19 protein-coding genes and 2 pseudogenes are annotated in these 21,245 nt (G+C 37.1%); 16 read left to right on the forward strand and 5 right to left on the reverse strand.

Annotated features, from left to right (window positions below):
- Positions 1-26: 26 nt before the first annotated feature.
- Together M663_RS0112485 and M663_RS0112490 are read right to left on the reverse strand one after the other, a co-directional pair.
- Positions 27-854, reverse strand: a complete 828-nt coding sequence (locus tag M663_RS0112485; RefSeq protein WP_029689141.1) for a hypothetical protein — start codon at positions 852-854, stop codon at positions 27-29.
- Between the two features lie 106 nt (positions 855-960).
- Positions 961-3,093 carry an alpha-amylase family glycosyl hydrolase gene (locus M663_RS0112490; protein WP_029689142.1) on the reverse strand — a complete coding sequence of 711 codons (2,133 nt, stop codon included), beginning with the start codon at positions 3,091-3,093 and terminating at the stop codon, positions 961-963.
- 620 nt (positions 3,094-3,713) lie between these two features.
- Here M663_RS0112490 and M663_RS15880 point away from each other — a divergent pair.
- Both M663_RS15880 and M663_RS0112500 read left to right on the forward strand, forming a co-directional pair.
- On the forward strand, positions 3,714-4,034 hold the full coding sequence (locus M663_RS15880) for a prepilin peptidase (RefSeq protein ID WP_337954503.1): 321 nt from the start codon (positions 3,714-3,716) through the stop codon (positions 4,032-4,034).
- A 359-nt stretch (positions 4,035-4,393) separates the two neighbouring features.
- Positions 4,394-5,275: a hypothetical protein gene (locus M663_RS0112500; protein ID WP_029689144.1), complete on the forward strand. Its 882-nt coding sequence runs from the start codon at positions 4,394-4,396 to the stop codon at positions 5,273-5,275.
- A gap of 301 nt (positions 5,276-5,576) precedes the next feature.
- Here M663_RS0112500 and M663_RS0112505 read toward each other — a convergent pair whose 3' ends face one another.
- A complete protein-coding gene (locus tag M663_RS0112505) occupies positions 5,577-7,010 on the reverse strand; it encodes an ATP-binding protein (protein ID WP_029689145.1) in 1,434 nt (477 codons plus the stop codon).
- A gap of 508 nt (positions 7,011-7,518) precedes the next feature.
- Here M663_RS0112505 and M663_RS0112510 point away from each other — a divergent pair.
- From M663_RS0112510 to M663_RS0112525, 4 genes are all read left to right on the forward strand, one after another.
- The gene (locus M663_RS0112510; RefSeq protein WP_029689146.1) at positions 7,519-7,704 is read left to right on the forward strand and encodes a type II toxin-antitoxin system HicA family toxin; all 186 of its coding nucleotides are present in this window, start codon (positions 7,519-7,521) and stop codon (positions 7,702-7,704) included.
- Between the two features lie 16 nt (positions 7,705-7,720).
- Entirely contained in the window at positions 7,721-8,134 is a 414-nt protein-coding gene (locus tag M663_RS0112515) for a type II toxin-antitoxin system HicB family antitoxin (protein WP_029689147.1), read from the forward strand.
- A 241-nt stretch (positions 8,135-8,375) separates the two neighbouring features.
- Positions 8,376-8,711, forward strand: coding sequence for a nucleotidyltransferase domain-containing protein (locus tag M663_RS0112520; RefSeq protein WP_029689148.1), 336 nt, complete (start codon positions 8,376-8,378; stop codon positions 8,709-8,711).
- Positions 8,686-9,072: a HEPN domain-containing protein gene (locus M663_RS0112525; protein ID WP_029689149.1), complete on the forward strand. Its 387-nt coding sequence runs from the start codon at positions 8,686-8,688 to the stop codon at positions 9,070-9,072. The genes M663_RS0112520 and M663_RS0112525 overlap by 26 nt, the downstream gene beginning before the upstream one ends.
- Before the next feature lie 7 nt (positions 9,073-9,079).
- Here the strand turns inward: M663_RS0112525 and M663_RS0112530 are convergent, their stop codons facing one another.
- The gene (locus M663_RS0112530; protein ID WP_273702731.1) at positions 9,080-9,325 is read right to left on the reverse strand and encodes a hypothetical protein; all 246 of its coding nucleotides are present in this window, start codon (positions 9,323-9,325) and stop codon (positions 9,080-9,082) included.
- Between the two features lie 782 nt (positions 9,326-10,107).
- On the opposite strand from M663_RS0112530, the gene M663_RS0112535 reads away from it, so the two are divergent.
- The 8 genes and pseudogenes from M663_RS0112535 to M663_RS0112570 all read left to right on the forward strand — a co-directional run.
- Entirely contained in the window at positions 10,108-11,037 is a 930-nt protein-coding gene (locus tag M663_RS0112535) for an amidohydrolase family protein (protein WP_273702732.1), read from the forward strand.
- A gap of 24 nt (positions 11,038-11,061) precedes the next feature.
- Complete coding sequence (locus tag M663_RS0112540; protein ID WP_029689152.1) at positions 11,062-12,243, forward strand: ROK family transcriptional regulator; 1,182 nt, start codon at positions 11,062-11,064, stop codon at positions 12,241-12,243.
- A 19-nt stretch (positions 12,244-12,262) separates the two neighbouring features.
- A complete protein-coding gene (locus M663_RS0112545) occupies positions 12,263-13,345 on the forward strand; it encodes an extracellular solute-binding protein (RefSeq protein WP_029689153.1) in 1,083 nt (360 codons plus the stop codon).
- A gap of 48 nt (positions 13,346-13,393) precedes the next feature.
- Positions 13,394-14,494, forward strand: coding sequence for an ABC transporter ATP-binding protein (locus M663_RS0112550; RefSeq protein ID WP_029689154.1), 1,101 nt, complete (start codon positions 13,394-13,396; stop codon positions 14,492-14,494).
- Between the two features lie 94 nt (positions 14,495-14,588).
- Positions 14,589-16,163: an iron ABC transporter permease gene (locus M663_RS0112555; protein ID WP_273702737.1), complete on the forward strand. Its 1,575-nt coding sequence runs from the start codon at positions 14,589-14,591 to the stop codon at positions 16,161-16,163.
- Between the two features lie 27 nt (positions 16,164-16,190).
- Positions 16,191-17,702, forward strand: coding sequence for an argininosuccinate lyase (argH, locus tag M663_RS0112560; protein ID WP_273702733.1), 1,512 nt, complete (start codon positions 16,191-16,193; stop codon positions 17,700-17,702).
- Entirely contained in the window at positions 17,702-18,697 is a 996-nt protein-coding gene (locus M663_RS0112565; RefSeq protein ID WP_029689157.1) for a BadF/BadG/BcrA/BcrD ATPase family protein, read from the forward strand. Before argH ends, M663_RS0112565 begins: the two co-directional genes overlap by 1 nt.
- A gap of 131 nt (positions 18,698-18,828) precedes the next feature.
- Positions 18,829-19,068: pseudogene (locus M663_RS0112570) on the forward strand (glycoside hydrolase family 66 protein); the annotation flags it as partial.
- A 38-nt stretch (positions 19,069-19,106) separates the two neighbouring features.
- Here the strand turns inward: M663_RS0112570 and M663_RS15675 are convergent.
- A pseudogene (locus M663_RS15675) lies at positions 19,107-19,290 on the reverse strand (aminotransferase class I/II-fold pyridoxal phosphate-dependent enzyme); the annotation flags it as partial.
- A 91-nt stretch (positions 19,291-19,381) separates the two neighbouring features.
- On the opposite strand from M663_RS15675, the gene M663_RS0112575 reads away from it, so the two are divergent.
- Positions 19,382-19,885, forward strand: a complete 504-nt coding sequence (locus M663_RS0112575; protein ID WP_273702734.1) for a helix-turn-helix domain-containing protein — start codon at positions 19,382-19,384, stop codon at positions 19,883-19,885.
- Positions 19,886-20,192: 307 nt separating this feature from the next.
- Positions 20,193-21,221, forward strand: a complete 1,029-nt coding sequence (locus M663_RS15680; RefSeq protein ID WP_273702735.1) for an ABC transporter permease subunit — start codon at positions 20,193-20,195, stop codon at positions 21,219-21,221.
- Positions 21,222-21,245 lie beyond the last annotated feature (24 nt).

Genomic DNA, 21,245 nt, shown 5'->3' on the forward strand with positions numbered 1-21,245 from the left:
CAGCATTTTAGGAAGAATACTGATATTTATAATTTACAGATCGACCAGTTCTTGCGGTTTTTAAAATACTCATCGCTATTGTTGAAAATGCCAAATATGTCATTTAGGTATGGGATATCTTCTAATCTTTCTGTATACGCAATGTTTCCCAATTCGCAAAGTGTACGTGCTATAAAGCGAATAATCTGCAAGACATACATTCGGGTATAACGTATAGCAATTTTTGTAATAGTAGCCTGTATAGAAGCTTCGTACACAGAGTCAAGTGTATTACCAGTCTCATCATGAAACAGTACCAACGTGGACTTGCCGATTAACTGTTCAATCAACTTAGCTTTCTGTTCCTGTTGCCTCATATAATGTGGCTTATAATATTTATTTAATATCGGAAGTGTAACTTTTACGTACCATGCCTGTATAGGATCGGTTCGTTGTGCAGTAAACGGGTTACCTGTCACAAAATCGAGATTGTAGTAACGAGTGACGTTAGTTGCAAAATCGGATAGGATTTCAATTATCTCAACGTGAATTTCAGAACGTGGAAGTCTACCCTCAGTACCAGACAATCCGCGTCGCTCTGCAATCTGATCCACACGGTCAAGTAGCTCTTTTAAGTTATGTCCGTAACCACGTATCTCTTTGTTTGAGGGATAAGCACCTTTATTTTCTAATACATAATCAACCACTAGAGCTAATTTTGCAGCACGCTCAAGTCCAATTGAGAGTGCAAAAAAAGCTTGGTAATAGTATGCTTGCTGAGCATAATTGGCCTTTCCAAGAGCTGTGACACCTATAGCCAAATGTTCTGCTGCTAATTCTGCTTCTCGCTTTAGAGCTAGCCAAGTGGATTTCATTATTATCACCTCACATATAATTTAAAATTAAGATAGAGGTAGGTTACATTTACCCTACCTCTATTTTTAAAAATATGGGGAGAGGGAAATTTAGCTTTTTTAGATGTTAATTTTGCCAATTTACAATTACAGTAGCTGTACCAGAAGTGGGTGTAGTATATACGTGGTTGTATCCACCTTCCCAGGTTACAGTACTACCATTTTTCTTTATAAACTTAAACTCTATAGTAGTACCAGCAGGCACACCTACATCGTAATACCACGTAGGATATTGATACACAACCTGGTTAAACATCGGTCCTATTGCCTTCGATGTATCCCAGTTGCCAAGTTCAGCTACATTGCCCGTAAGATATACATTTTCTCCCCACACGGTTGTAGCATTATTTACTACAAATCTAACACATACCTGATTTCCCGTTAAAACATTGATATTGTTATAACTATTGCTTGTAACTTCTGATGCTGTTTTTAATGTAATGTTATATTTTCCAGGAGTTAAAGCAGGAACTTTTACCTTTACTTCAGTATCTTCCCATGACACAATAGTTGCAGGAGTTGTCCCAAATAATACTTGACCTGCTGTTGTGCCAAATCCCCTTCCATCTATGGTTATAGTCTGCCCTGCCTTTGTCATTGTCGGTCCTACATGTCCTATCAATGGAGGATTAGTTGTACTGACATACTGCCATACTGCAACTGCACCAGGCGCAAGAGTAAACGACGTTACAGAACCATTACTAGATACTGTAATACTATTGCCGTTTAATAATCCGCCAAGCACGTCAGAATATGTTCCTGCAGGCAATGCGGTGTACAAACCAGTAATATTGTAACTTGTTGAAAGATTGCGGTTAATAGCAATAAGAGCAACGTTGTTTCCAAATTGTCTTTCATAAATGTAAACATCGTTATTAACCCAGCGTTGTTTTTGTGTACCATAAGCAATTGCAGGATTAGACTTACGCAATGGAGCAAGCTTTTTTATAACATTATATGCTGTAGTATTAGTATTGAATGATGTCATCATAGCTCTATTATAAGGGTCTCCATTACCTGTCATATATTGCTCTGTACCGTAATATATAGCAGGTACGCCGCGAGAAGTTAAAGTGAATGCTAACGCTTGCTCAACAGGCCGTGTACTGCCTCCTGTATAAAATCTGTCCATGTCATGATTATCTATAAATGTAACCATATCATTTATGAAATTATAGTCTGCTGCAGTAGACTGAATCATCGAATCAAGTCCATACATAGTGTCTGTATTGTCTCTGAATACTTGACGAACTTTTTGAGCAAATCTAAAATCAAGAAGGTTCATCCCACTTTCATTTGCAAAATACGTATTATTAGGATCTACTTCATTGGTTCCAAGGTACCACTCGCCAAATGTAAAAACTGGTCTATAACTTAAAATAGAATCCATAAAGTTCTTTTGCCATCCAAATGCCATGTGTTTGACTGCATCCATGCGTATACCATCAATCCCCATGTCTAACCATAGTTTAATTGCCGCTTTTAAATATGAATCAATAGTGTTATTCTGCTGATCTAAATCTGCTAAGTCAAATAAATTACGGTAAATTCCATCTTCATATGATGAAAAATTAGTTCCTCCATAATGATGGAAATATCCATTTGTATCATTGGTATAACCACCAAGTAATACTCCATTGTCATATAATCTACCATTTTCCCCGTAGGTAGGATCTGTCTCTGAAGCAGGAGATGTATGATTTGGTGCAAAGTCTATTATAACTTTTATATTGTGAGCATGAGCTGTTGCTATGAGATTTTGAAAATCTGTAAAGCTTCCAAAAAATGGATTTGTCTTTTTGAAGTCTCGTGCCCAGTAACCATGATAGGATGTGCTTCTACCAAAAGTGGAATCTGGCAAAACTGCGTAAATGTTTTCTACAGGTTGAGAAATCCATATAGCTGTAATTCCCATACCAGTAAGATAACCATCATTAATTTTGTTAATAATACCCTGCCAATCGCCACCAAAATATTTCTTTAAACTAGTATGGGTAGGATCATATAAGTCGCCTGTTGGATTATTACTGGGATTCCCATCTAAAAAACGGTCTGTGACTATCTGGTAGATTACATCTGTCGAATAATTGACGACGTTGGAAACCGAAGTATCAGGTGCTGCCGGTACTGATGGGATTGTGCTGAAAAGAAGAGCGATAGTTATTAACAGTATCGATAGCAGCTTAAGCGTTTTCTTCATAGGCAAACCTCCTTTTTAAATTTAGTACAAGCGCTTGCACCACAACAATAGTATAAATTACTCTTTCTAATTTTTCAAGTGCTATTAAGCCCTTTTATTAACTTTTAAACGTAATTTTTCGCTTTATTTTAAAATAATTTGCGAATTTTTGCTGAATTTCAAGATAATTTAAAAAGATGATATTAATGTAATATTTTAGGAAATTTTATATAATTAAAGCAAATCTGTTTTTACTTTAGTATGATATTAAAATTTTTGATATTAAGATCCTCCCGGAATAAGTGTTTTGTGTGACATATAATTTTTTGTTTTGTTAACATTTCAAATTGTATATTACAGGAGTATGATATTATAGTTATGCTTTTTTGTTAGCATCGTGAAGAAGATTAGACGCCTGCTTGCCTTCTTACCCAGATGAAGCTCTATTGGGTTGGTAAACATATTTTTTTAAATTTAACCATTTATTTTTTTTCCTTTAGGTTTCAATTCGTATAAGGATCACTTTCAAGTTTAGAATTTAACGTTTTTGGCTTGTGCCCAAAAAAGTTAAAACCCCAAAAGCTTGCATCTTGGTAATTAAAGTTTTGCTTCTAGAAGGCAAAAAAGGAACCAGGATAGTTATGTCTTATCTCTTTTTTAGTTCTTTTTTTATTAATTTCTTTTTGAAGCCTTATATAAGCTTAAATTTTCTACTGCTTAACTCCCTTCTGGTATTTGCTGTCCTTTTTCTTTTCTGGCTTTTAGGAGGAATAGGTGGAGGAGACGTAAAAGTTCTAACTGCTTTCTCTTTCTATGCTGGTTTTAGGATGTGGGATATTCTTTTATTTTCCCCTCTGATTTTTCTGCTGTATTCCCTTATCCTCCGCAAGTTCAGAACAAAGCTTCCTTTTATGCCTGCTCTTTTTGCGGGAACACTAGTAGGTTTACTTATAAGCTTTTAAAAGATAAGGAAACTATTTTAGCGCTTATAAACAACCAGCAAGGTGGAGGAGTAACAATAATTAAAGGATATAAGAATTTGTAGAGGATTTTTTTTGATTTTGCAGAAATATATATATACTATATATTCTCAAGAGTGCATTTTACAATGTTGTGCGAAATTATAAAACTGTCGGCTTAGTTTAATTACAAAAATAAGAAAAAAGCTATTACTTTTAAACTTGGCATAATGAAAAGATATGATGAACCTATACAGTTAAAGGATTTAGGAATAAACTTTATACCTTAGTCTTTTGTGTATACCGATAAAAGATAATTTCAAAGAAAATAAAAATGTGTAAAGTGAAAGGAGAAATATAACATGAAGGTATACTGGGAAACACATGCTATAAATAAAATAGCTTCTTTCTCTAAAGAAAAACAAGAGAAAATACTTGCTCAAATACGTGAATTTGACAACTTCATTAGTACGATTACTTTGCTAGAAATCACAAGCACTGCACATAAAGGAGACTTTGAAGGTATTCAAAGACAAAAAGAATTGTTAGGAGTATGTAAGAAATTATCTATTAAAGATGGTAGAGTTAGTATTTTTCCGGATTACAATGAAATTCTGGAAAAAGAAATGTTGAGGGTAGTAAAAAATAAGTTATTTAATTTAAACAATTATCCTTCACTAAAAGTTGCAGTAGATTATCTTACGACAGATGAAATACCTTTGGAAATTTCATCGAGACACTATTCTATCAAAAAAGAAGAAGAAAAACAATGGAAGAAATTACATACAGAAGCTCACAAAAAACTTTTAGAAAAAATTGAAGAAATAGAAGAAAAAGAAAATGGAAAAGGAGATGAAAAAGAAAAAATCTTAAACCCAGAGCAATTTTTGAACTTGGTAGAATCGAATCCTTTGCATTTTTTCATATTATTGTTTGAAGATACCATAAGAGATAGAATAATGGAGATTATAGCAGAGACTATACATGCAGAGACTATATATAATGAAAGTGATATATGGCGTGCTTTCTATTTTGCAAAAATATATGAAATAGCACGTTATGGGATCGGACACGTTAAAGAACCACCGCAGATAGATGAATGGGATATTTTACAAACAGTGTATTTACCTTTTGTAGATATTTGTGTGGTAGGAAACGACTTAAAAAAATATTATTCTTGGGTCGCAGAAAAAGCAAAACTAAAAACAAGAATTAACACCATAGACGAATTTATAGATAAGTAATAATTTTATATATAAGTAATAATTTTATATAAAAGTTACGAAATTATAATACAGGCAAAGGAAAACTAATGTTATTTAAAAAGTTAACTCGTTCGGCGCTCTCTGGTTAGAGTAAACCCAGAGACAAAATCCAAATTTTTTCAATATTTAATTTATAGTCTAACCCCCTATTAATTTATTCAAAATAATCTCGGTTTGCAAGTCTAGTATAGTCTTACCTTCTTTACTACTTGGTAATGCCAGAATTTCTTTATCTCTTTTTAAGTCAAGCAAATAGCATCTTTTCAATTGAATGAATAAGTTATCGTCTCCCAAACAAATACATAAATGCAAAAGCAGGAATTTTTATTATTGGCACCTTTGTCGAAATCTTAACTTTTCCATAATCTTCAGGCCTTTTTGTTACCAGTATTGCTGAAGCAATGTTTTTTTCTTTTTGACACATTTCAACAATGGCATCATTCTCGGGAAGTGTTGTATCTTCTCTGAATTTCACTTCAATTAAGGATTTACTATGTGGGAATTCAACAACTACATCAATTTCTTTTTGATTATCAGAAGATTTTCTAAAATAACCTATTCTAGCATTTGTTTGCAAGTAAAAATTATAGATATGTTTAAAAATTGCTGTCTCAACCGTTATTCCAAGTTCCTTACTGTCTAAGAGTATATTGTCTATCATCAAAACTGCATTTCTCAAAGCAGGATCAGAGACGTAGATTTTTGGTTTTGCTTTTAGAACCTTTTTTCCACCTAATTCTATGGGTAAACTTCTGTAAATTAAATTCGCATTTTCTAGAAGATGAATGTAATTTTCTACTGTTACCGCCGAAACATTTTCAATTTCCTTACTTATTGTTGAAATACTTATAACACTTGCAGAATTGAAGCATAAGTATAAAAATACCTTTTCTAATACCGCTAAGTTTCTTACATTAAATAAAGAAGGTATATCTCTTTTAATAACTTTGTCAACCACGTCTTCTCTTAATATTCTTTGCACTAGAAATTGATCTTCTGAGAATACAAATTCGGGGAATCCCCCTATTGTTAAATACTTATTAAAATACTTTTGCAAGGGCATAAGTAAAAACATAAGCTCACTTAGCTGGGATTCTTTTAAATTTGAAATTTCGTTTAAATCTAGATCTGGCAAATTTTTGGGCCTTTCTGGGACTCCAAGTATCTCACAAAATTCATAAAAAGAAAGAGTAGGTACAGAAATAACAGTCCACCGACCAACACCACTTTCTTTTGTACCTTCAATAAGTGCAGGAGAAGCTGAACCTGTGGCAATAATTCTCCAGTTTGGTTTGGTGTCATAATAGACTTTTAACCATCTGTCCCAATCACTTGCATATTGAATTTCATCCAAAAATATATAAGCTTCCTTTTCTTGATTTATGGCTGTTTCATAAAGGTTAATAATTTGGTCGAAGGAACTTAATTTAAATAAAGGATGATCAAAAGATACATATAATATTTTTTTTGGGTGCACCTGATTTTTTAAAAGGGTTTCTATCATTTGATATAAAATCGTGGTTTTACCAACACGGCGTGCGCCTGAAAGTATAACATATCTTCTGATGGTTGGATGCATTAGTAATTCGAATGCCTTGTGATAAACTACTCTCTTTACGGGTTTAGACAGATCTTGAGGGAAATATCCCTCCCTCCACCAAGGGTTATAAGAGTATAAAATCCTTAATATATTTTCTGAGCTTGTAATAGACAATTTTTATCACCTCCCACATATAATATTATAACACATACTTTATGTTTTTATACAAAAAATATAAAGTATACTTTATATTTTATAGACAATTTTTTTAAACCGCATTTTAAATTTAATGATATTAGTTGAAAAGACGTGCTTTTTTTGTTTGCCCCCGCAGGAAAGATTATACGCCTGCTCGCCTAACGGTCAAGGGGCAAGCCTACGGTCGGTGAGCATATCCTCCCTAGCTTGCGCTCGGTCCGGTATCCCTCCCCGACCCCTTGACCTTCGGCTCGCAGGCCGTTTTGTTTTAACTGCCGGGGGCAAACAAGAAGCAAACAAAAAAATGAGGAGGTGTAAGCACATGGCGTAAGAAAAAAGCTAGAAACTAGGCTGTCGAATACGAGCGAGTAAAAAATTTTAGGGGTGGAAATTTAAAATGACTACAAAGCAAAAAGATTAAATCTATATAAAATTATTGACACGTATGTATTACACGTATTATAATATAGCAGGAGGAAGAAAAATGAAGCCAAAAGAGTTGATAAAAATACTCCAAAAAGAAGGTTGGATGATAAAAAATCAAAGGGGTTCTCATGTACATATGATACATCCTTCAAAGCCAGGCAAAATTCAAATTCCTTATCATAACAAAGATTTAAAGCCGAAAACATTGAATTCAATCCTCAAGCAGGCAGGATTAAAAAAGTAGAAAAGGAGGTTTTGACATGGATAAATATATTTTTCCAGCAGTGTTTGAATCTGATGGAAAAGGCGGCTATACTGTAACCTTTCCTGACTTACCCGGATGTATAACTGAAGGTGATACACTTGAAGAAGCATTATATATGGCTAAAGAAGCTTTAGAGCTGTTTATATATAACTTAGAAGAAGATAATGAACCTATCCCTGAACCTACACCTCCAGAAAAAATAAAGGTTTCTGAGGGAGCTTTCGTTACCCTTATTGAAGCCTATATGCCTCCTGTTAGGGATGAAATGGCAAATAAAAGTGTGAAGAAGACTATTACGCTCCCCCGGTGGTTAAATGAAGCAGCAGAAAAGGCTAATATAAATTTTTCACAAGTACTTCAATATGCATTAAAAGAAAAGTTAAATATAAAAGAGAGAAATAGAGCATAAAAATTATAAATTTTCACGCAGAACTAAATTAAAAAAAAGGATAGGTAGTTCACTTCTACCTATTCCCACATCCCACATATTCATAACACTCGAAGTGTTTTTCTGTCTATAATTATATCACATCTTACAGAAATTAAAGCGAGGAAATAAAAAATTAAAAAGACGGAAATAAACTCTTATAGAATAATTGCAATTTGATATAACGGATTAAAGGTAAAACCTTCAAATTGAGGTGTTTTCTATGAGCAGAATAGAACAATTAAATCGAGAACTTATAAGAATTGTAGAAGTGCTGATAAAAGAGTATCAACCTGAAAAAATAATATTATTTGGTTCATTAGCGACAAATCAAATAAATGAATGGAGCGATATTGATTTAATAGTTATAAAGGATACTGACAAGTCTTTTTACGAAAGATTAGAGGAAGTTGTCAAAGTCGCTAAGCCTACTATTGGCACGGATATTATAGTGTATACCCCAAAAGAAATAGAAGAAATGAAAGAAAGTATGTTTTACGTTGAAGAAATATTAAAGAAAGGAAAGGTTATTTATGAAAGAAGCAAAACAATGGCTTGATTTTGCTATGGATGACCTTGACTCAGCAGAAATCATGTTTAAAGCAGGTAAATACAATATGGTTTGTTTCTTTTCCCATCAGGCTGTAGAAAAAGCTTTAAAAGCATTTTTAGTAAGTCAAAAACATAATCCTCCTCGAATTCATAATTTAATAGATCTTGTAAATCTTTGTACACAATATGATAAATCTTTTGAAAGCTTTCTATCTAAAGCCCAAGTATTAAACCAATTTTATATTCCAACGAGATATCCTACTGCCATGCCAGGCACAACAGCTTTAGGGATGCCAGATATTAAAACAGCTGAAAAGGCAATAATGTATGCTAAAGAAATTTTTTCTTATTGTAAAAACATAATTTAAAATCCGTTCAAAGTTGAGAGCGATTCGCCGCTACCATCCATGCGCAAACTGTATCGTCTACCGAAAGCCTGAAATGGGCTTCAATTCTAGCAGGGTAGACGATTATTTTATTGATATATGTTGGTAAAATTTGTTTAATTTTGTGAGGGTCACCCGCTTCCAACACTTCTTTGTCTTTTAAAAGATACTGTCTTATTTTTTCTTCCGTGATAAAGGAAGTATCGGGTAGGTTGTTCATTTCTTTTATTCTCACTTCTATTTCTGCTTTCTGCTGTTCTAATTCTGTTAATTTTTCATGGAGGCTTGGATGAAAGTAGCCTTTTGTTATTGCATCTACGATTGAACTTATACTTTTTTTGATTTCTTCATACTGTCTTGCAGCGGTAGTGAGAGTTAAACTAATGTAATATTGTTTAATAATGGTTAAATATTATTGAGCTATTTTCTATTTTTGTTGCCTCTTCAAGAGAAATAGACTAAAACACATAACATAATAAAATTTCTCTTGAAGGGGCTTTTGCTCATTGGCATCCCATAAAGCTTTTATTATTGAAAAAACTTGCTGTGATGAGAATTAGGCTTAGTTTTAAAATCAATGAGCAGCAGAGGCATTCAAGGAAATCTTACGATGCGGACCGATAATGGTTCACAATTTAAGTCAAAAGAATTCGAAGAATTTTGTGAGTCCTATGGTATATTACATGAACGAATACCCGTAAGGTCACCAGAAGGGAATCCTAATATATAGAGATTTTTTAGAATATTAAAAGAAGAATTTTAGAATTACATAAATATATTAGATATGTCCTATTTTTAAAAAAATTTTTAACGAAGCAGGATTTTTAATTTTCATGTAGAATATATTAATTAGTTAGTTAACTTAACTTACTATCTAGATATACAAATTAAGAAAAAATTAGCGAAAATAAAATATAAAAATTCCACAAAAACGGGGGAATTCCTTTGAAAATATTTAGGAAAACACATTAATTTATGGTGATTTTGGTAAATTAATTAAAATAAGGAGGTGATTAAATGTATCAGGGTATTAAAATCATTGATTTTCACGTACATTTTCCACCTGTGGCAGGATTTGAAAAACCTTTGTGGGGGTCACCAACTTTTACTGGGGAGCACCTCGACTACGTAAACAAACTGAGAAAAAGATGGCTTGAAGAATGGGATTTTCCAGAACCTGAAAGCCGTTCTTTATCCGGTGAGGAACAGGCAAAAAGGTGGGCGGAAGAGGCAGAGAAAAACCAGATAGAAAAGATCGTATTTGTTACTGGTCATGGAGAAAACGATAACCTAGCTAAGTGGATACAGCTATACCCAGATAAATTCATTGGATTTGCCTATCATGATCCACAGTTCCCAGACGCAAGAGAGAAACTGGCCTATGCAGTTGAAGTGCTTGGATTTAGAGGATATAAGATGTTTGCTCCCCTCATTGACTGCCCTCTGGATGACCCCAAACTTAAACCTATATGGGAATATTGTGCAGACAAAAAGCTTCCGGTACTCATTCATTTTGGAACGATGGGCGGAGGCGGTGGAGTGGTGGAACATATAAACATTAATCCATTGTCTCTTGCAAATGTTGCGAGAACATACAGTGATATACCTTTTGTCATCCCGCATTTTGGTGCAGGATTCTGGGGAGAACTGCTCAGGCTTGCTTGGTCATGCCCCAACATATACATAGATACATCAGGTTCTAATCAGTGGGTGAGATGGATGCCATATCCTTTGGACCTTGAGTCCCTTTTTAGAAAAGCTTATGAGACTGTAGGCCCAGAGCGAATTATATTTGGCAGTGATTCATCGTGGTTTCCTCGCGGCTTTGCTCGCCGTTATCTCCAAGATCAAATGAGGGTATGTCGACAATTGAATATGAAAAAAGAAGACTTAGAGCTAATATTTGGCAAAAATGCGGCAAGGTTGTTGAAGCTCGATGATTTCTAAATATATTGCAGAGGTGTCAGCAGAATGAAAATGGATCAAGCGCAGGACCATTTGTACCTAATAAAACTTTTAAATCGTTCAAATGTCTTATCGCTTATAAAAAACGAAGGGCCTCTTTCGAGAGTAGAACTGTCTGAGCGCACAGGTTTGAGCCGACCTACTATTTCTGCCATAGTGGAAGAGTTGCTCGCAGCAAAGTTAATCAGAGAAGTAGGCAAAGGTCCTTCTAGTGGCGGCAGAAGACCTATACTTTTGGAATTTAATGCGACAGCATATTACATAATGGGGGCACTGTTTGAAGGCACAACTTTATCCAGTATCATAACAGACTTAGAGGGTCGCATTGTTTTAAAAGATGAGACAGAGATTGCAAATACTGTTGGGGATAAAGCAGTGGAAAAAGTAATTGAATTTCTGAAGAATTTATATAGAAAAAGTCGCCTCCCCCCAAAAAAACTGCTGGGAGTTGGAATAGGAGTACCTGGTATAGTAGATCTGGAGAAAGAGACAGTCTCTTTAGCACCTAGTGTTGGATGGATAAAGAACTTTCCTATAAAGGGAGCGCTGGAAGAGGCCCTTGGTGTACCAGTCATTATAGAAAACGATGTAAATGCAGTAACCCTTGGGGAGATGTGGAAGGGTGTTGGCAGAAATGTCAATAAACTAGCTGTATTTCATGTGGGAACAGGTATAGGAGCAGGACTTGTTATAGATGGGAAACTTTACAGAGGGTATTCTGGAGCTGCAGGGGAAATAGGACATTTGCCCATAGGAGCGGGAAAACGAAATCCTGATGAATTTGGTATTTACGAAAAAAACTGGGCCTGCCCTGCTATGAGAAAATTTCTTCGAGAAAACTTCACGGATTTGCCTGAAGAAAAAATACAATTTCCCATAAAGACATTGACTGAGCTTTCGAAAACCGACAAAAGGGCGGAAGATTACTTAGAAGAAGCTTGTGTGCATTGGGCCTACGGTATAGCCAGTATTATCTGTGTTTTTAATCCAGAACTTGTTATATTGGCAGGGCAATTAATACACCTTGGAGAAAAAGAGATAGCGAAAATCAAGGAAAAGATAAACAGTTGGATACCATTTTCGCCTAGAATAGAGTTTGCTTCGCTGGGAGAACTTGCGGGTAATATAGGTGCAGCCCTGTCAGTGTTACACTCTGAAGAAGAGACAATTATAGAAAATATAATATGATTAAGGAGGTTTGAAGTATATGAAAACTTTTAAAAATATTATTGTTTTTGTTTTGATATCTGCTTTTATTTTAGGCCTTTCAGGCTGTAGCAGTTCAAAACAGACAGAAGGTCAAAAAGAGCAAAAGGTTGAAAGTCCTAAAAAGCTTGTTATATACACCGGCAGAGACCCTGAAGTATACAATCCAGTGATAGACAAATTTGTGGAGAAGTATCCGGAATATAAGGGAAATGTTCAAGTGCTTCAGATGGGTGCACAGGAAATTTTAGAAAGGATTAGGGCTGAAAAGGAAAATCCCCAGTGCGATTTTTGGTGGGGTGGAACCCAAGATGCCTTTGAAACTGCAACTCGAGAGGGATTGTTGGAACCGTATAAAGCATCTTTTGATAGTGCTATACCACTAGAATACAAGGACAAAGATGGACATTGGTACGGAGAGATAGTACTACCTGAAGTGATAGAATATAATAGTGACGCTCTGAAACCCGAAGATCTCCCCAAAGACTGGGATGACCTTTTGGACCCCAAGTGGAAGGACAAAATAATCATAAGAAACGTGGCTCCTTCTGGTACTATGCGTACTATCTTTGCCGCTATGATTTACAAAGAAATGAAAGCCACCGGCGATGTAGAAAAGGGCTTTGAGTGGTTAAAGAAGCTGGATGCCAATACAAAGGAATATGCTGCCAACCCCACAGATATGCATCTGAAACTGGCGAGACAGGAAGGGCTTATAAGCCTTTGGAATTTGCAGGATGTGTTGCTACAGAAATATGTGAAAAACATGCCACTTGATTTTGCTATACCAGAAAGCGGGGTTCCGATGCTTGTGGACGGTGTAGCGATCGTAAAGAATGCGAAAAATGTGGATGGTGCTAAAAAATTTATGGAGGTACTGTTTGAACCTGATACCCAGCTGATGCTTTCTGAAAAGGTATTCCAGATTCCTACACGTTCTGATCTTCCTAAAGAAAAAATGCCTGAATGGCTTAAAAATTTGAATTTAAAAGCTATGGATATTGATTGGGAAGTTTTAAACAAGAATGTAGCGTCTTGGATCCAGAGATGGGAACAAGAAGTAAAGGGAAAAGGAAAGAAATAAGAATGAGAGGGATAATCCCTCTCATTCTTAAGATTACAGGAGGTGCAAATGACTTTGAGTCACGTTAAATTAAAAAATGTTACTAAGTATTTCAAAGATGTGAAAGCTGTCGACAATGTAAATCTTGAGATAAAAAAGGGAGAACTTTTTACCTTTCTCGGCCCCAGTGGTTGCGGCAAGACCACTATTCTAAGGATGATTGCAGGGTTTTATTATCCTACCGAAGGTTCAATATATTTTGGCGATAAAGATGTTACTTATCTACCTGCTAACCGGCGTAATGCTGGCATGGTATTTCAGAGTTATGCTCTTTTCCCTCATCTTTCTGTGGAGGAAAATGTAGCATTTGGACTTAAAGTGCGCAAGGTACCTCAAAAAGAGCAAAAAGAGATGGTGAAAAGGGCATTGGAAATGGTAAAACTTGCAGGATATGAAAAAAGGAGAATAGATCAACTTTCAGGCGGTCAACAGCAAAGAGTGGCTTTAGCTAGGGCTTTGGTCATAAAACCTACCATTCTTCTGTTGGACGAACCCCTATCCAACCTTGATGCAAAACTCAGAGAGGAAACACGCTGGGAGATTAGAAAGCTGCAAAAAGAGCTGGGAATAACTACTATATACGTTACCCATGACCAGAGTGAGGCTATGGCCATGTCGGATAGAATTGCGGTGATGGAAGGAGGCAAAATCCAGCAAGTGGGTACCCCCGAGGAAATATATTTTAAGCCAGCGAATCGTTTTGTGGCTTCATTTATAGGGAAAACCAACTTTTTTGAGGCTGTAATAGAAGATTTTAGTCATGACTCTGCTTTGGTGAGGGTAGGGGATGAAATAATATTTTGGGTGGATTCTACCTGTCGACAAGATGGGTACATACCTTACCGTGGAGACAGGGTGGCGATTTCCATAAGGCCTGAGGCGATGGAAATAGTGGATAGGCCGGGAAAAAATGTTGTGAAAGGTAGAGTAAGGCTTGCGGAATTTACTGGAGTTACCATGGAATATGAAGTGGAAATGAGAGGTATCACATTACACATTTCGACTCCCGGTATTGGTAAAGAGAAAAAATCGCCAGGAGATGAAATTTTGGTACATCTGCCGCCTAGAAACATGCTTATTATGCGAGGTGACGACAATGAAATGGCGTAGGACAATTATTACTTATTTAATCATTTCGCCATTGATATATATTCTGATAGGATACGTGTTTTACCCACTTTTCAGTACTTTTGTGGCTAGCGTTATGCATGATGGTGCTTTTTCTCTTGAAAAATACAGGCAGTTTTTTGACTTAAAGAATTTTTCAAACCTGAAAGCACTTTTTACTAGTATTTACATATCCGTTCTGAGTGTTATTTTTTCTGGCATAGTTGGAGTGCTGCTGGCCTTCTTACTTTCCCGCTATGAATTTCCGGGGAGGAAAATACTTTCAAGTCTGGCGGTACTTCCAATGGCTTTACCGCCTCTTGTGGGGGTGTATGCTTTTGTATTTCTCTTTAGTGAAAGTGGTATAATTCCTCGGGCTCTCAAAGAGTTATTTGGACTTGCAGCGGTTCCTTTTAAGCTTAGAGGAATACCTGGGGTGCTAGTGGTCCACACTTTCACCATGTACGTTTATTTTTACCTCATGGCATCTACGGCTTTTTCGGCTCTTGATCCTTCTTTAGAAGAAGCGGCATACAATCTGGGGGCCAACCGTTTCACAGTATGGAGGAAGGTCATTCTACCTATGTTGACACCTGCTTTGGTGGCTGCGTCTTTGCTTGTATTTATGGTGTCCATGGCTTCTTATACTGCGCCTCTTATTTTTGGGGTGGAGCGTACCCTCACAATGCAGATTTATATATCCCGTACTAACGGCGACCTGGCTATGGCCGCTACTCAATCTACATTGCTTTCAATGGTATCCATATCATTTCTTATTTTTATGAGATGGTACCAGTCTCGGAGAATTTACAGAAGTGTGAGCAAGGGGGTAGTGACCCAGAGGACTGAGCTAAAAAACCCGGTAGTGCGCTATGTAGCTGGTATTACCGCTATAATCTTGGTCTTTATACTTTTGCTGCCAATTCTCACTCTCGTGCTGGTGTCTTTTTCGGTGGACTACGCATGGACTGTCCAGATTCTGCCCCCTAAATATACACTGGCAAATTATGCAAAGCTTTTTAGTAACCCCCGAACGTGGGAACCTATTAAGAACAGTCTTGTGATGAGTGGTATTGCGACTGCTGCTAACATCATTTTTGGCATTGCTGCGGCTTATGCCATAGTCAGGATGTATTTTAAAGGGAAAAACCTTATGGATATATTAATAATGCTACCGTGGGCACTGCCCGGCACTGTAATAGGTATTAACCTTATAACAGCTTTTAACAGGCCGACTCTGTTTACCGCCAACAATATACTGGTGGGAACCTTCTGGATAATGCCTTTGGCGTACTTCGTACGGCATATTCCATTAGTATATCGGTCTACTTCGGCAGCTTTAATGCAGCTGGATCCGAATATAGAAGAGGCAGCATTAAATTTAGGAGCTACTTGGGGATATACCTTTAGACGAGTGGTACTTCCGCTGATTTCCCCTGGGATAATAAGCGGAGCCCTTTTAGCGTTTGTGCAGGGAATTGGTGAGTTTGTGGCTTCTATATTGCTCTACACTCCCAGCAGCCGACCGATTTCCGTAGCGATTTACGAGCACATGTACCGTTTTGAGTTCGGTACAGCCTCCGCATATGGTGTGTTGCAAGTGTTGCTCATAATTATAGTCTTGCTGGTGACAGGGCAGTTTTCAGAAAAGGCCTCGCAAAGTGCTATTTAATTTTTTAAAAGAGACGGAGGGATTGTGATGAGTCTAATTGGGGATTATCGAAATGGGGAAGTAAAAAAATTTCCGGGCAAAAAATATGTGAAAGCGGTATTGGAACCGACATATGATGTGGCTAAACGTTATCTCATTGGTCCAATGCTCGAGATAAATAAAGCTCATCTTGTTATGCTAAAAGAGAAAGGGATAATATCTAATCACGATGCTGTAGCTATCGCCCGGGCTGTCGAGGAAATTGACGTAGAAGCTATTTCTGGATCTTCCTATGACGAAAAATATGAAGACTTATTCTTTCTGGTAGAAGGGCTAATAATAGAAAAAGCGGGACAGGTCGGTGGCAATTTACACATAGCCCGCAGCAGGAACGACATGGGAGTTACCATGTATCGCATGGTCATAAGGGAGTTACTGCTTAAATTTATAGCTTCGGTGCAAATGTTAAAAAAGAGCCTGCTATTTATGGCAGACAAACACAAAGAATCAGTGATGCTGGCTTACACCCATACCCAGCAGGCTCAACCTACAACGTTGGGTCATTACCTGCTTGCGGTGTATGATCAACTGTCAAGGGATGAGGCAAGACTCCGAGAGGCTTACCGCACTGTAAACAAGAGTCCTATGGGAGCTGCTGCAATTACTACCAGCGGTTTTAACATAGACAGACAGATGATGGCTGAATTATTAGGTTTTGATGGTATTATAGAAAATTCATATGATGCAATAGCAGGTGGGGACTATCTCACTGAGACAGCTTCTGCAGTAAAACTTACATGCATTCATACTGGGCGTTTTGTACACGACCTTTTGCTTTGGGCCACTCAGGAATTTGATTTCATCAGGATTGCCGACCCATATGTACAGATAAGCAGCATAATGCCACAGAAACGAAATCCGGTAGGAGTTGAACACGTCCGTTCTCTTCTTTCCGCAGTGACAGCTACGGCAGAGGCTGCTATCCATATGCAGCACAATACTCCTTTTGGTGACATAGTAGACACCGAAGACGATGCGCAGCCACTTCTCTGGGAAGCCATAGAGAGAGGTAGCCTTATATTTTCACTGCTTGCTGACATTGTAGTCACAGCGGACTTTAATACTTCAAAGATGGAGGCTATTGCCAAGGAAAGTTTCGCAACTGTAACGGAACTTGCAGACGTATTAGTCAGAGAAAAAGGTATCCCATTTAGAACAGCTCATCATTTAGTGAGCAATATGGTTAGGGAAGCACTTTCAAATGGATTAAAGCCTTCAGGTGTTAGTGCAGCAATGCTGGATCAAGTATCTATCAAAGAAACTGGTACATTTATAGGAATTTCAGAAGAAACCTTCAGAAAAGCTCTAGATCCGTTACATTTTGTTAAAGTAAGAAAAGTTACCGGTGGTCCTGCACTTTGTGAAGTGGAGCGAATGTTAAAAGAGAGGAAAGAAACATTGTTGGCTGATGAAAAATGGTTAGAAGATACGAACGATAGATTGGATGCCGCTAAGCAAATGTTGGATGAAAAGTTTCGAGTTCTTAAAGGAGGAATATAATGAAGAGTACTATGCCGATACTGGCCGTAGATGGTGGCGGTACCAAATCCTTAGCTGTTGTTTACCAAGTAGAAAAGGGCGTCCTTGGAATGGGTTTAGGGGGAGGTAGTAACATTCAGATTACTGGCATCGATGATGCCATGTATTCAATAGAAGATGCGTTAAAAAAAGCTGGTGCTACAAAAATTAAAAAATTTTCTTGTGCTGCTTTTGCTATTGCTGGTGTGGATACCGAAAAAGACGAATTCGTAGTGACACAAATGGTGAGAGGAGTGCTGAAAAAATTAGATCTAGAAGTGGAAAAAATAATAATCAAAAATGATGCTGTAATGACATTACTGGGCACCCTTCAGGATGAACCAGGTATATTGGTGTTGGCTGGCACAGGTTCTATTGTTGTAGCGAGTGATGGCAAAGGAAATCTTGGACGAGCAGGAGGATGGGGGCACCGGCTCAAGGATGAGGGCAGTGCTTGTTACTTAGGCAAAGAAGCTCTTGTGGCGGCCTTTCATTCTTATGATGGAAGAAAAAACGCAGAAATTTTACTGAAATCGATACTTAAGCTCCTCAGTTTGAAAGACATTTCAGAACTTAAGGAGTGGATATATAATAGTTCTACGACGGCATCAGATATAGCAACTCTGGCACCGTTAGTGCTGGAATTGGCTGCAAAAGGCGATGAGACATGTTCTGACATAGTAAACAGGGCCATTGAGGAATTAATGCTTTCTGTAAATACTGTATACAGAAAAATTCTAGCACCTATAAAAAAATTTACGTTGGTGCTGCAAGGCGGACTTTTCCAGCATTCTTTGTTTTATAGGCAAAGTTTTATAAAACAGTTTAAAAGTATATATACTGATGCAGAAATTAAAGAGCCGAGGTATCAGCCAGTAGTCGGGGCCATGTATCTTGCCTTAAAAAGTTCAGGCTATAACAACTATAAAATGGAGGAATTAAAAAATCACCCCTTATTACTGCTAAAAAATGTATGATTGGAACTTAAGCATGAAAGCAAGTTTTTCAGATTAGAAGGGGTTTAGCATCAAACCATATGAATAGCTTTATAATTAAACTTTGCTTGTTTATATTAAAAAAGATATAGTTTGGGTCAAAAAATCTATTAAGAGATGTGCTTAAAGAATCAGATAACAAAATAGAGATACCTGGAATTGAGATAAGTAACAATGGTTCAGCACGAACAGTATGGACATATGCGAAACAAAAAGATGGGTATGATGTTATACATATGATAAATTTACTTGGTATTGAGGTTTCGAACTGGAGAGTTTTTGCTAAGTTTCCCGGCACTCAAGTAAGTAAGCTTGTTTTTTCTATTTTTGCTTTATCAAACTCTCTTACTTGAGTGCTGGTCCGCTTTGTAACAAGTCGAACCGATTGCAAAACATCTCTAGGAGTAAGTATAAAATTGTTTTTTCATCAGTAGGTATGAATACAGGAACACCTCTTGTCAGAATTACGCAGGGGGGGCATATGAGACATAGCTTGGCTCGGGAATTAGGACTTCATCACCATCGTTTAAAAGGGCTCTAAGCGCTAAATCAATAGCTTCGCTAGCACCAATAGTAATTTCTTCTTTTCTTATTTTCCATGGAGTTACAAAATCCAGAGATCAAAGATACAGATTTTATTTCTTCAAACTGGCATATTCTTGAGCTATGGCGTTAAATCTCAGGTCTTGTTGTGGTGCTACTTTTACGTCTATGAGAGCGGTAACTATTTCACAATTTGTTTTTTCCCAGTTTATTAGTGAGAATATTTTAGGATTATTTTTTGTCTTCAAGCTCTTTTATTGTATTTCTTACTTCTTCTTCAGTAAGCCCATAGAGGAAGAGGAATATCTTAAGAAATGCGCTGAAGCAATAAGAGATATGCCAGTAGATAAGGGGAAGAAGGGAAATATAGCGACATCAGCCCAGATACTGGCATGGATAGTGTATGATAAGGAAATTATAGAAAGGATTTTTTCGGAGGTGATAGGAATGTCTATACTTGAGGAATCAAAAATATACAGAGAAATATTAGATAAAGGTAAAAAAGAAGGGGAAAGAGAAAAAAGTATAGAGATAGCCAAAGAACTTCTAAAAGAAGGAATGGATATTAACAAAATTGCTCAAATTACCAAATTATCTGTAGAAGAAATAAAAAAATTATTAAATTAGAGCCTAAATCAAGGCTTTTTTATTTTACGAGTATCGGTACGGATTTTTCATTTTCGCTTTGCTCAAATCAAAAATCCGAAACAAAAAAGCACGACCACAGGCGGCAAAGCCGCAGCGGTCGTGCTTTTTTGATTGCCCCCGCACGAGAAATTATAAGCCTACCCGCCTAACAGTCAAGGGGGAAGCCCTAACGGGTCGGTGAGCATATCCTTCCCCGCCCCCTGACCTTCGGCTTGCAGGCTGCTTCGTTTTAACTGCCGGGGCAAAGAAGAAGCAAATAAAAAATGAGGAGGTGTGGGTGCATGGCGTGAGAAAGTGGCTCCACGCGGTAGAAAATGTTTTGTTTGAACTTTATGAATCCGAAACTTTAGGTATAGTAGGAGAATCGGGGTCTGGAAATTCTACACTTGCTAGACTTATAACAGGATTGCTCGAACCCACCCGTGGGAAGATTATCTACAAAGGGATTGATATAACCGGTTCAAGAAGAGCGTATTTAAACAAGATTCCTAAATTAATCCAAATGGTGTTTCAGGATCCTTATGCTTCATTAAATCCACGGATAAAAGTAGGGGAGGCGATTGCAGAACCTCTGAGAATACATAAAATTGTCGATAAAAAAGAAGTTCACACTGAGGTGGAGAGGTTACTGAAATTAGTAGGTCTGCAGCCAGAGATGTATGATAGGTTTCCTCATGAGTTTGCGGGAGGACAAAGACAGAGAATTGTTATAGCTAGAGCTTTAGCTCTAAAGCCTGAAGTACTAATCTGTGATGAAGCCGTTTCTGCGTTGGACGTTTCCATTCAAGCTCAAATTTCAGTTTTCTTTACATCTTCGCTTATTACCTCAAACTTTTGCCGACCGGAGGTGCTTACACGCCTCCGCCAGGTGAGGGCTTTGCTTATTACATTGGATATAGCAAAACATGCTATTTTGCCATCGTTGACATTGTTATTTGCTAATATAGCGAGCGTTGTACTTTATACGAGAAATAGCATGATAGACATATTGAAAGAAGATTATATAAGGATAGCTTATGCTAAAGGATTAAAAAATAATTATATAATTCAGATACATGCTCTGAAAAACGCCATGATACCTACTGTAACTGTAATAGGGCTTATGATAGGCAGTATGGTGGGTGGCGCTGTAATGACCGAGACAATTTTTCCCTGGCCTGGCGTTGGCAGGCTTATATACGATTCTGTAGCAGCCATGGATTATCCGGCCCTTCAAGGGGCATTTCTCATACTTGCTATAAGTGTCATTCTAATGAATATAATTACCGATTTAATTATTGCGTGGTTAGATCCGAGGATTAAAATTGGAGGATGATTTCGATGCACGAAAAAAGGGTTT

The organism is Thermoanaerobacter sp. A7A (assembly GCF_000445185.1).
Taxonomy (GTDB): domain Bacteria; phylum Bacillota; class Thermoanaerobacteria; order Thermoanaerobacterales; family Thermoanaerobacteraceae; genus Thermoanaerobacter.

Bases quoted from the DNA above. Each gene is read 5' to 3' on its own strand.
- M663_RS0112485 (WP_029689141.1), bottom strand. From the start codon at position 854: ATGAAATCCACTTGGCTAGCTCTAAAGCGAGAAGCAGAATTAGCAGCA.
- M663_RS0112490 (WP_029689142.1), bottom strand. From the start codon at position 3,093: ATGAAGAAAACGCTTAAGCTGCTATCGATACTGTTAATAACTATCGCT.
- M663_RS15880 (WP_337954503.1), top strand. From the start codon at position 3,714: ATGTCTTATCTCTTTTTTAGTTCTTTTTTTATTAATTTCTTTTTGAAG.
- M663_RS0112500 (WP_029689144.1), top strand. From the start codon at position 4,394: ATGAAGGTATACTGGGAAACACATGCTATAAATAAAATAGCTTCTTTC.
- M663_RS0112510 (WP_029689146.1), top strand. From the start codon at position 7,519: ATGAAGCCAAAAGAGTTGATAAAAATACTCCAAAAAGAAGGTTGGATG.
- M663_RS0112515 (WP_029689147.1), top strand. From the start codon at position 7,721: ATGGATAAATATATTTTTCCAGCAGTGTTTGAATCTGATGGAAAAGGC.
- M663_RS0112520 (WP_029689148.1), top strand. From the start codon at position 8,376: ATGAGCAGAATAGAACAATTAAATCGAGAACTTATAAGAATTGTAGAA.
- M663_RS0112525 (WP_029689149.1), top strand. From the start codon at position 8,686: ATGAAAGAAGCAAAACAATGGCTTGATTTTGCTATGGATGACCTTGAC.
- M663_RS0112535 (WP_273702732.1), top strand. From the start codon at position 10,108: ATGTATCAGGGTATTAAAATCATTGATTTTCACGTACATTTTCCACCT.
- M663_RS0112540 (WP_029689152.1), top strand. From the start codon at position 11,062: ATGAAAATGGATCAAGCGCAGGACCATTTGTACCTAATAAAACTTTTA.
- M663_RS0112545 (WP_029689153.1), top strand. From the start codon at position 12,263: ATGAAAACTTTTAAAAATATTATTGTTTTTGTTTTGATATCTGCTTTT.
- M663_RS0112550 (WP_029689154.1), top strand. From the start codon at position 13,394: ATGACTTTGAGTCACGTTAAATTAAAAAATGTTACTAAGTATTTCAAA.
- M663_RS0112555 (WP_273702737.1), top strand. From the start codon at position 14,589: ATGCATGATGGTGCTTTTTCTCTTGAAAAATACAGGCAGTTTTTTGAC.
- argH (WP_273702733.1), top strand. From the start codon at position 16,191: ATGAGTCTAATTGGGGATTATCGAAATGGGGAAGTAAAAAAATTTCCG.
- M663_RS0112565 (WP_029689157.1), top strand. From the start codon at position 17,702: ATGAAGAGTACTATGCCGATACTGGCCGTAGATGGTGGCGGTACCAAA.
- M663_RS0112575 (WP_273702734.1), top strand. From the start codon at position 19,382: ATGGCGTTAAATCTCAGGTCTTGTTGTGGTGCTACTTTTACGTCTATG.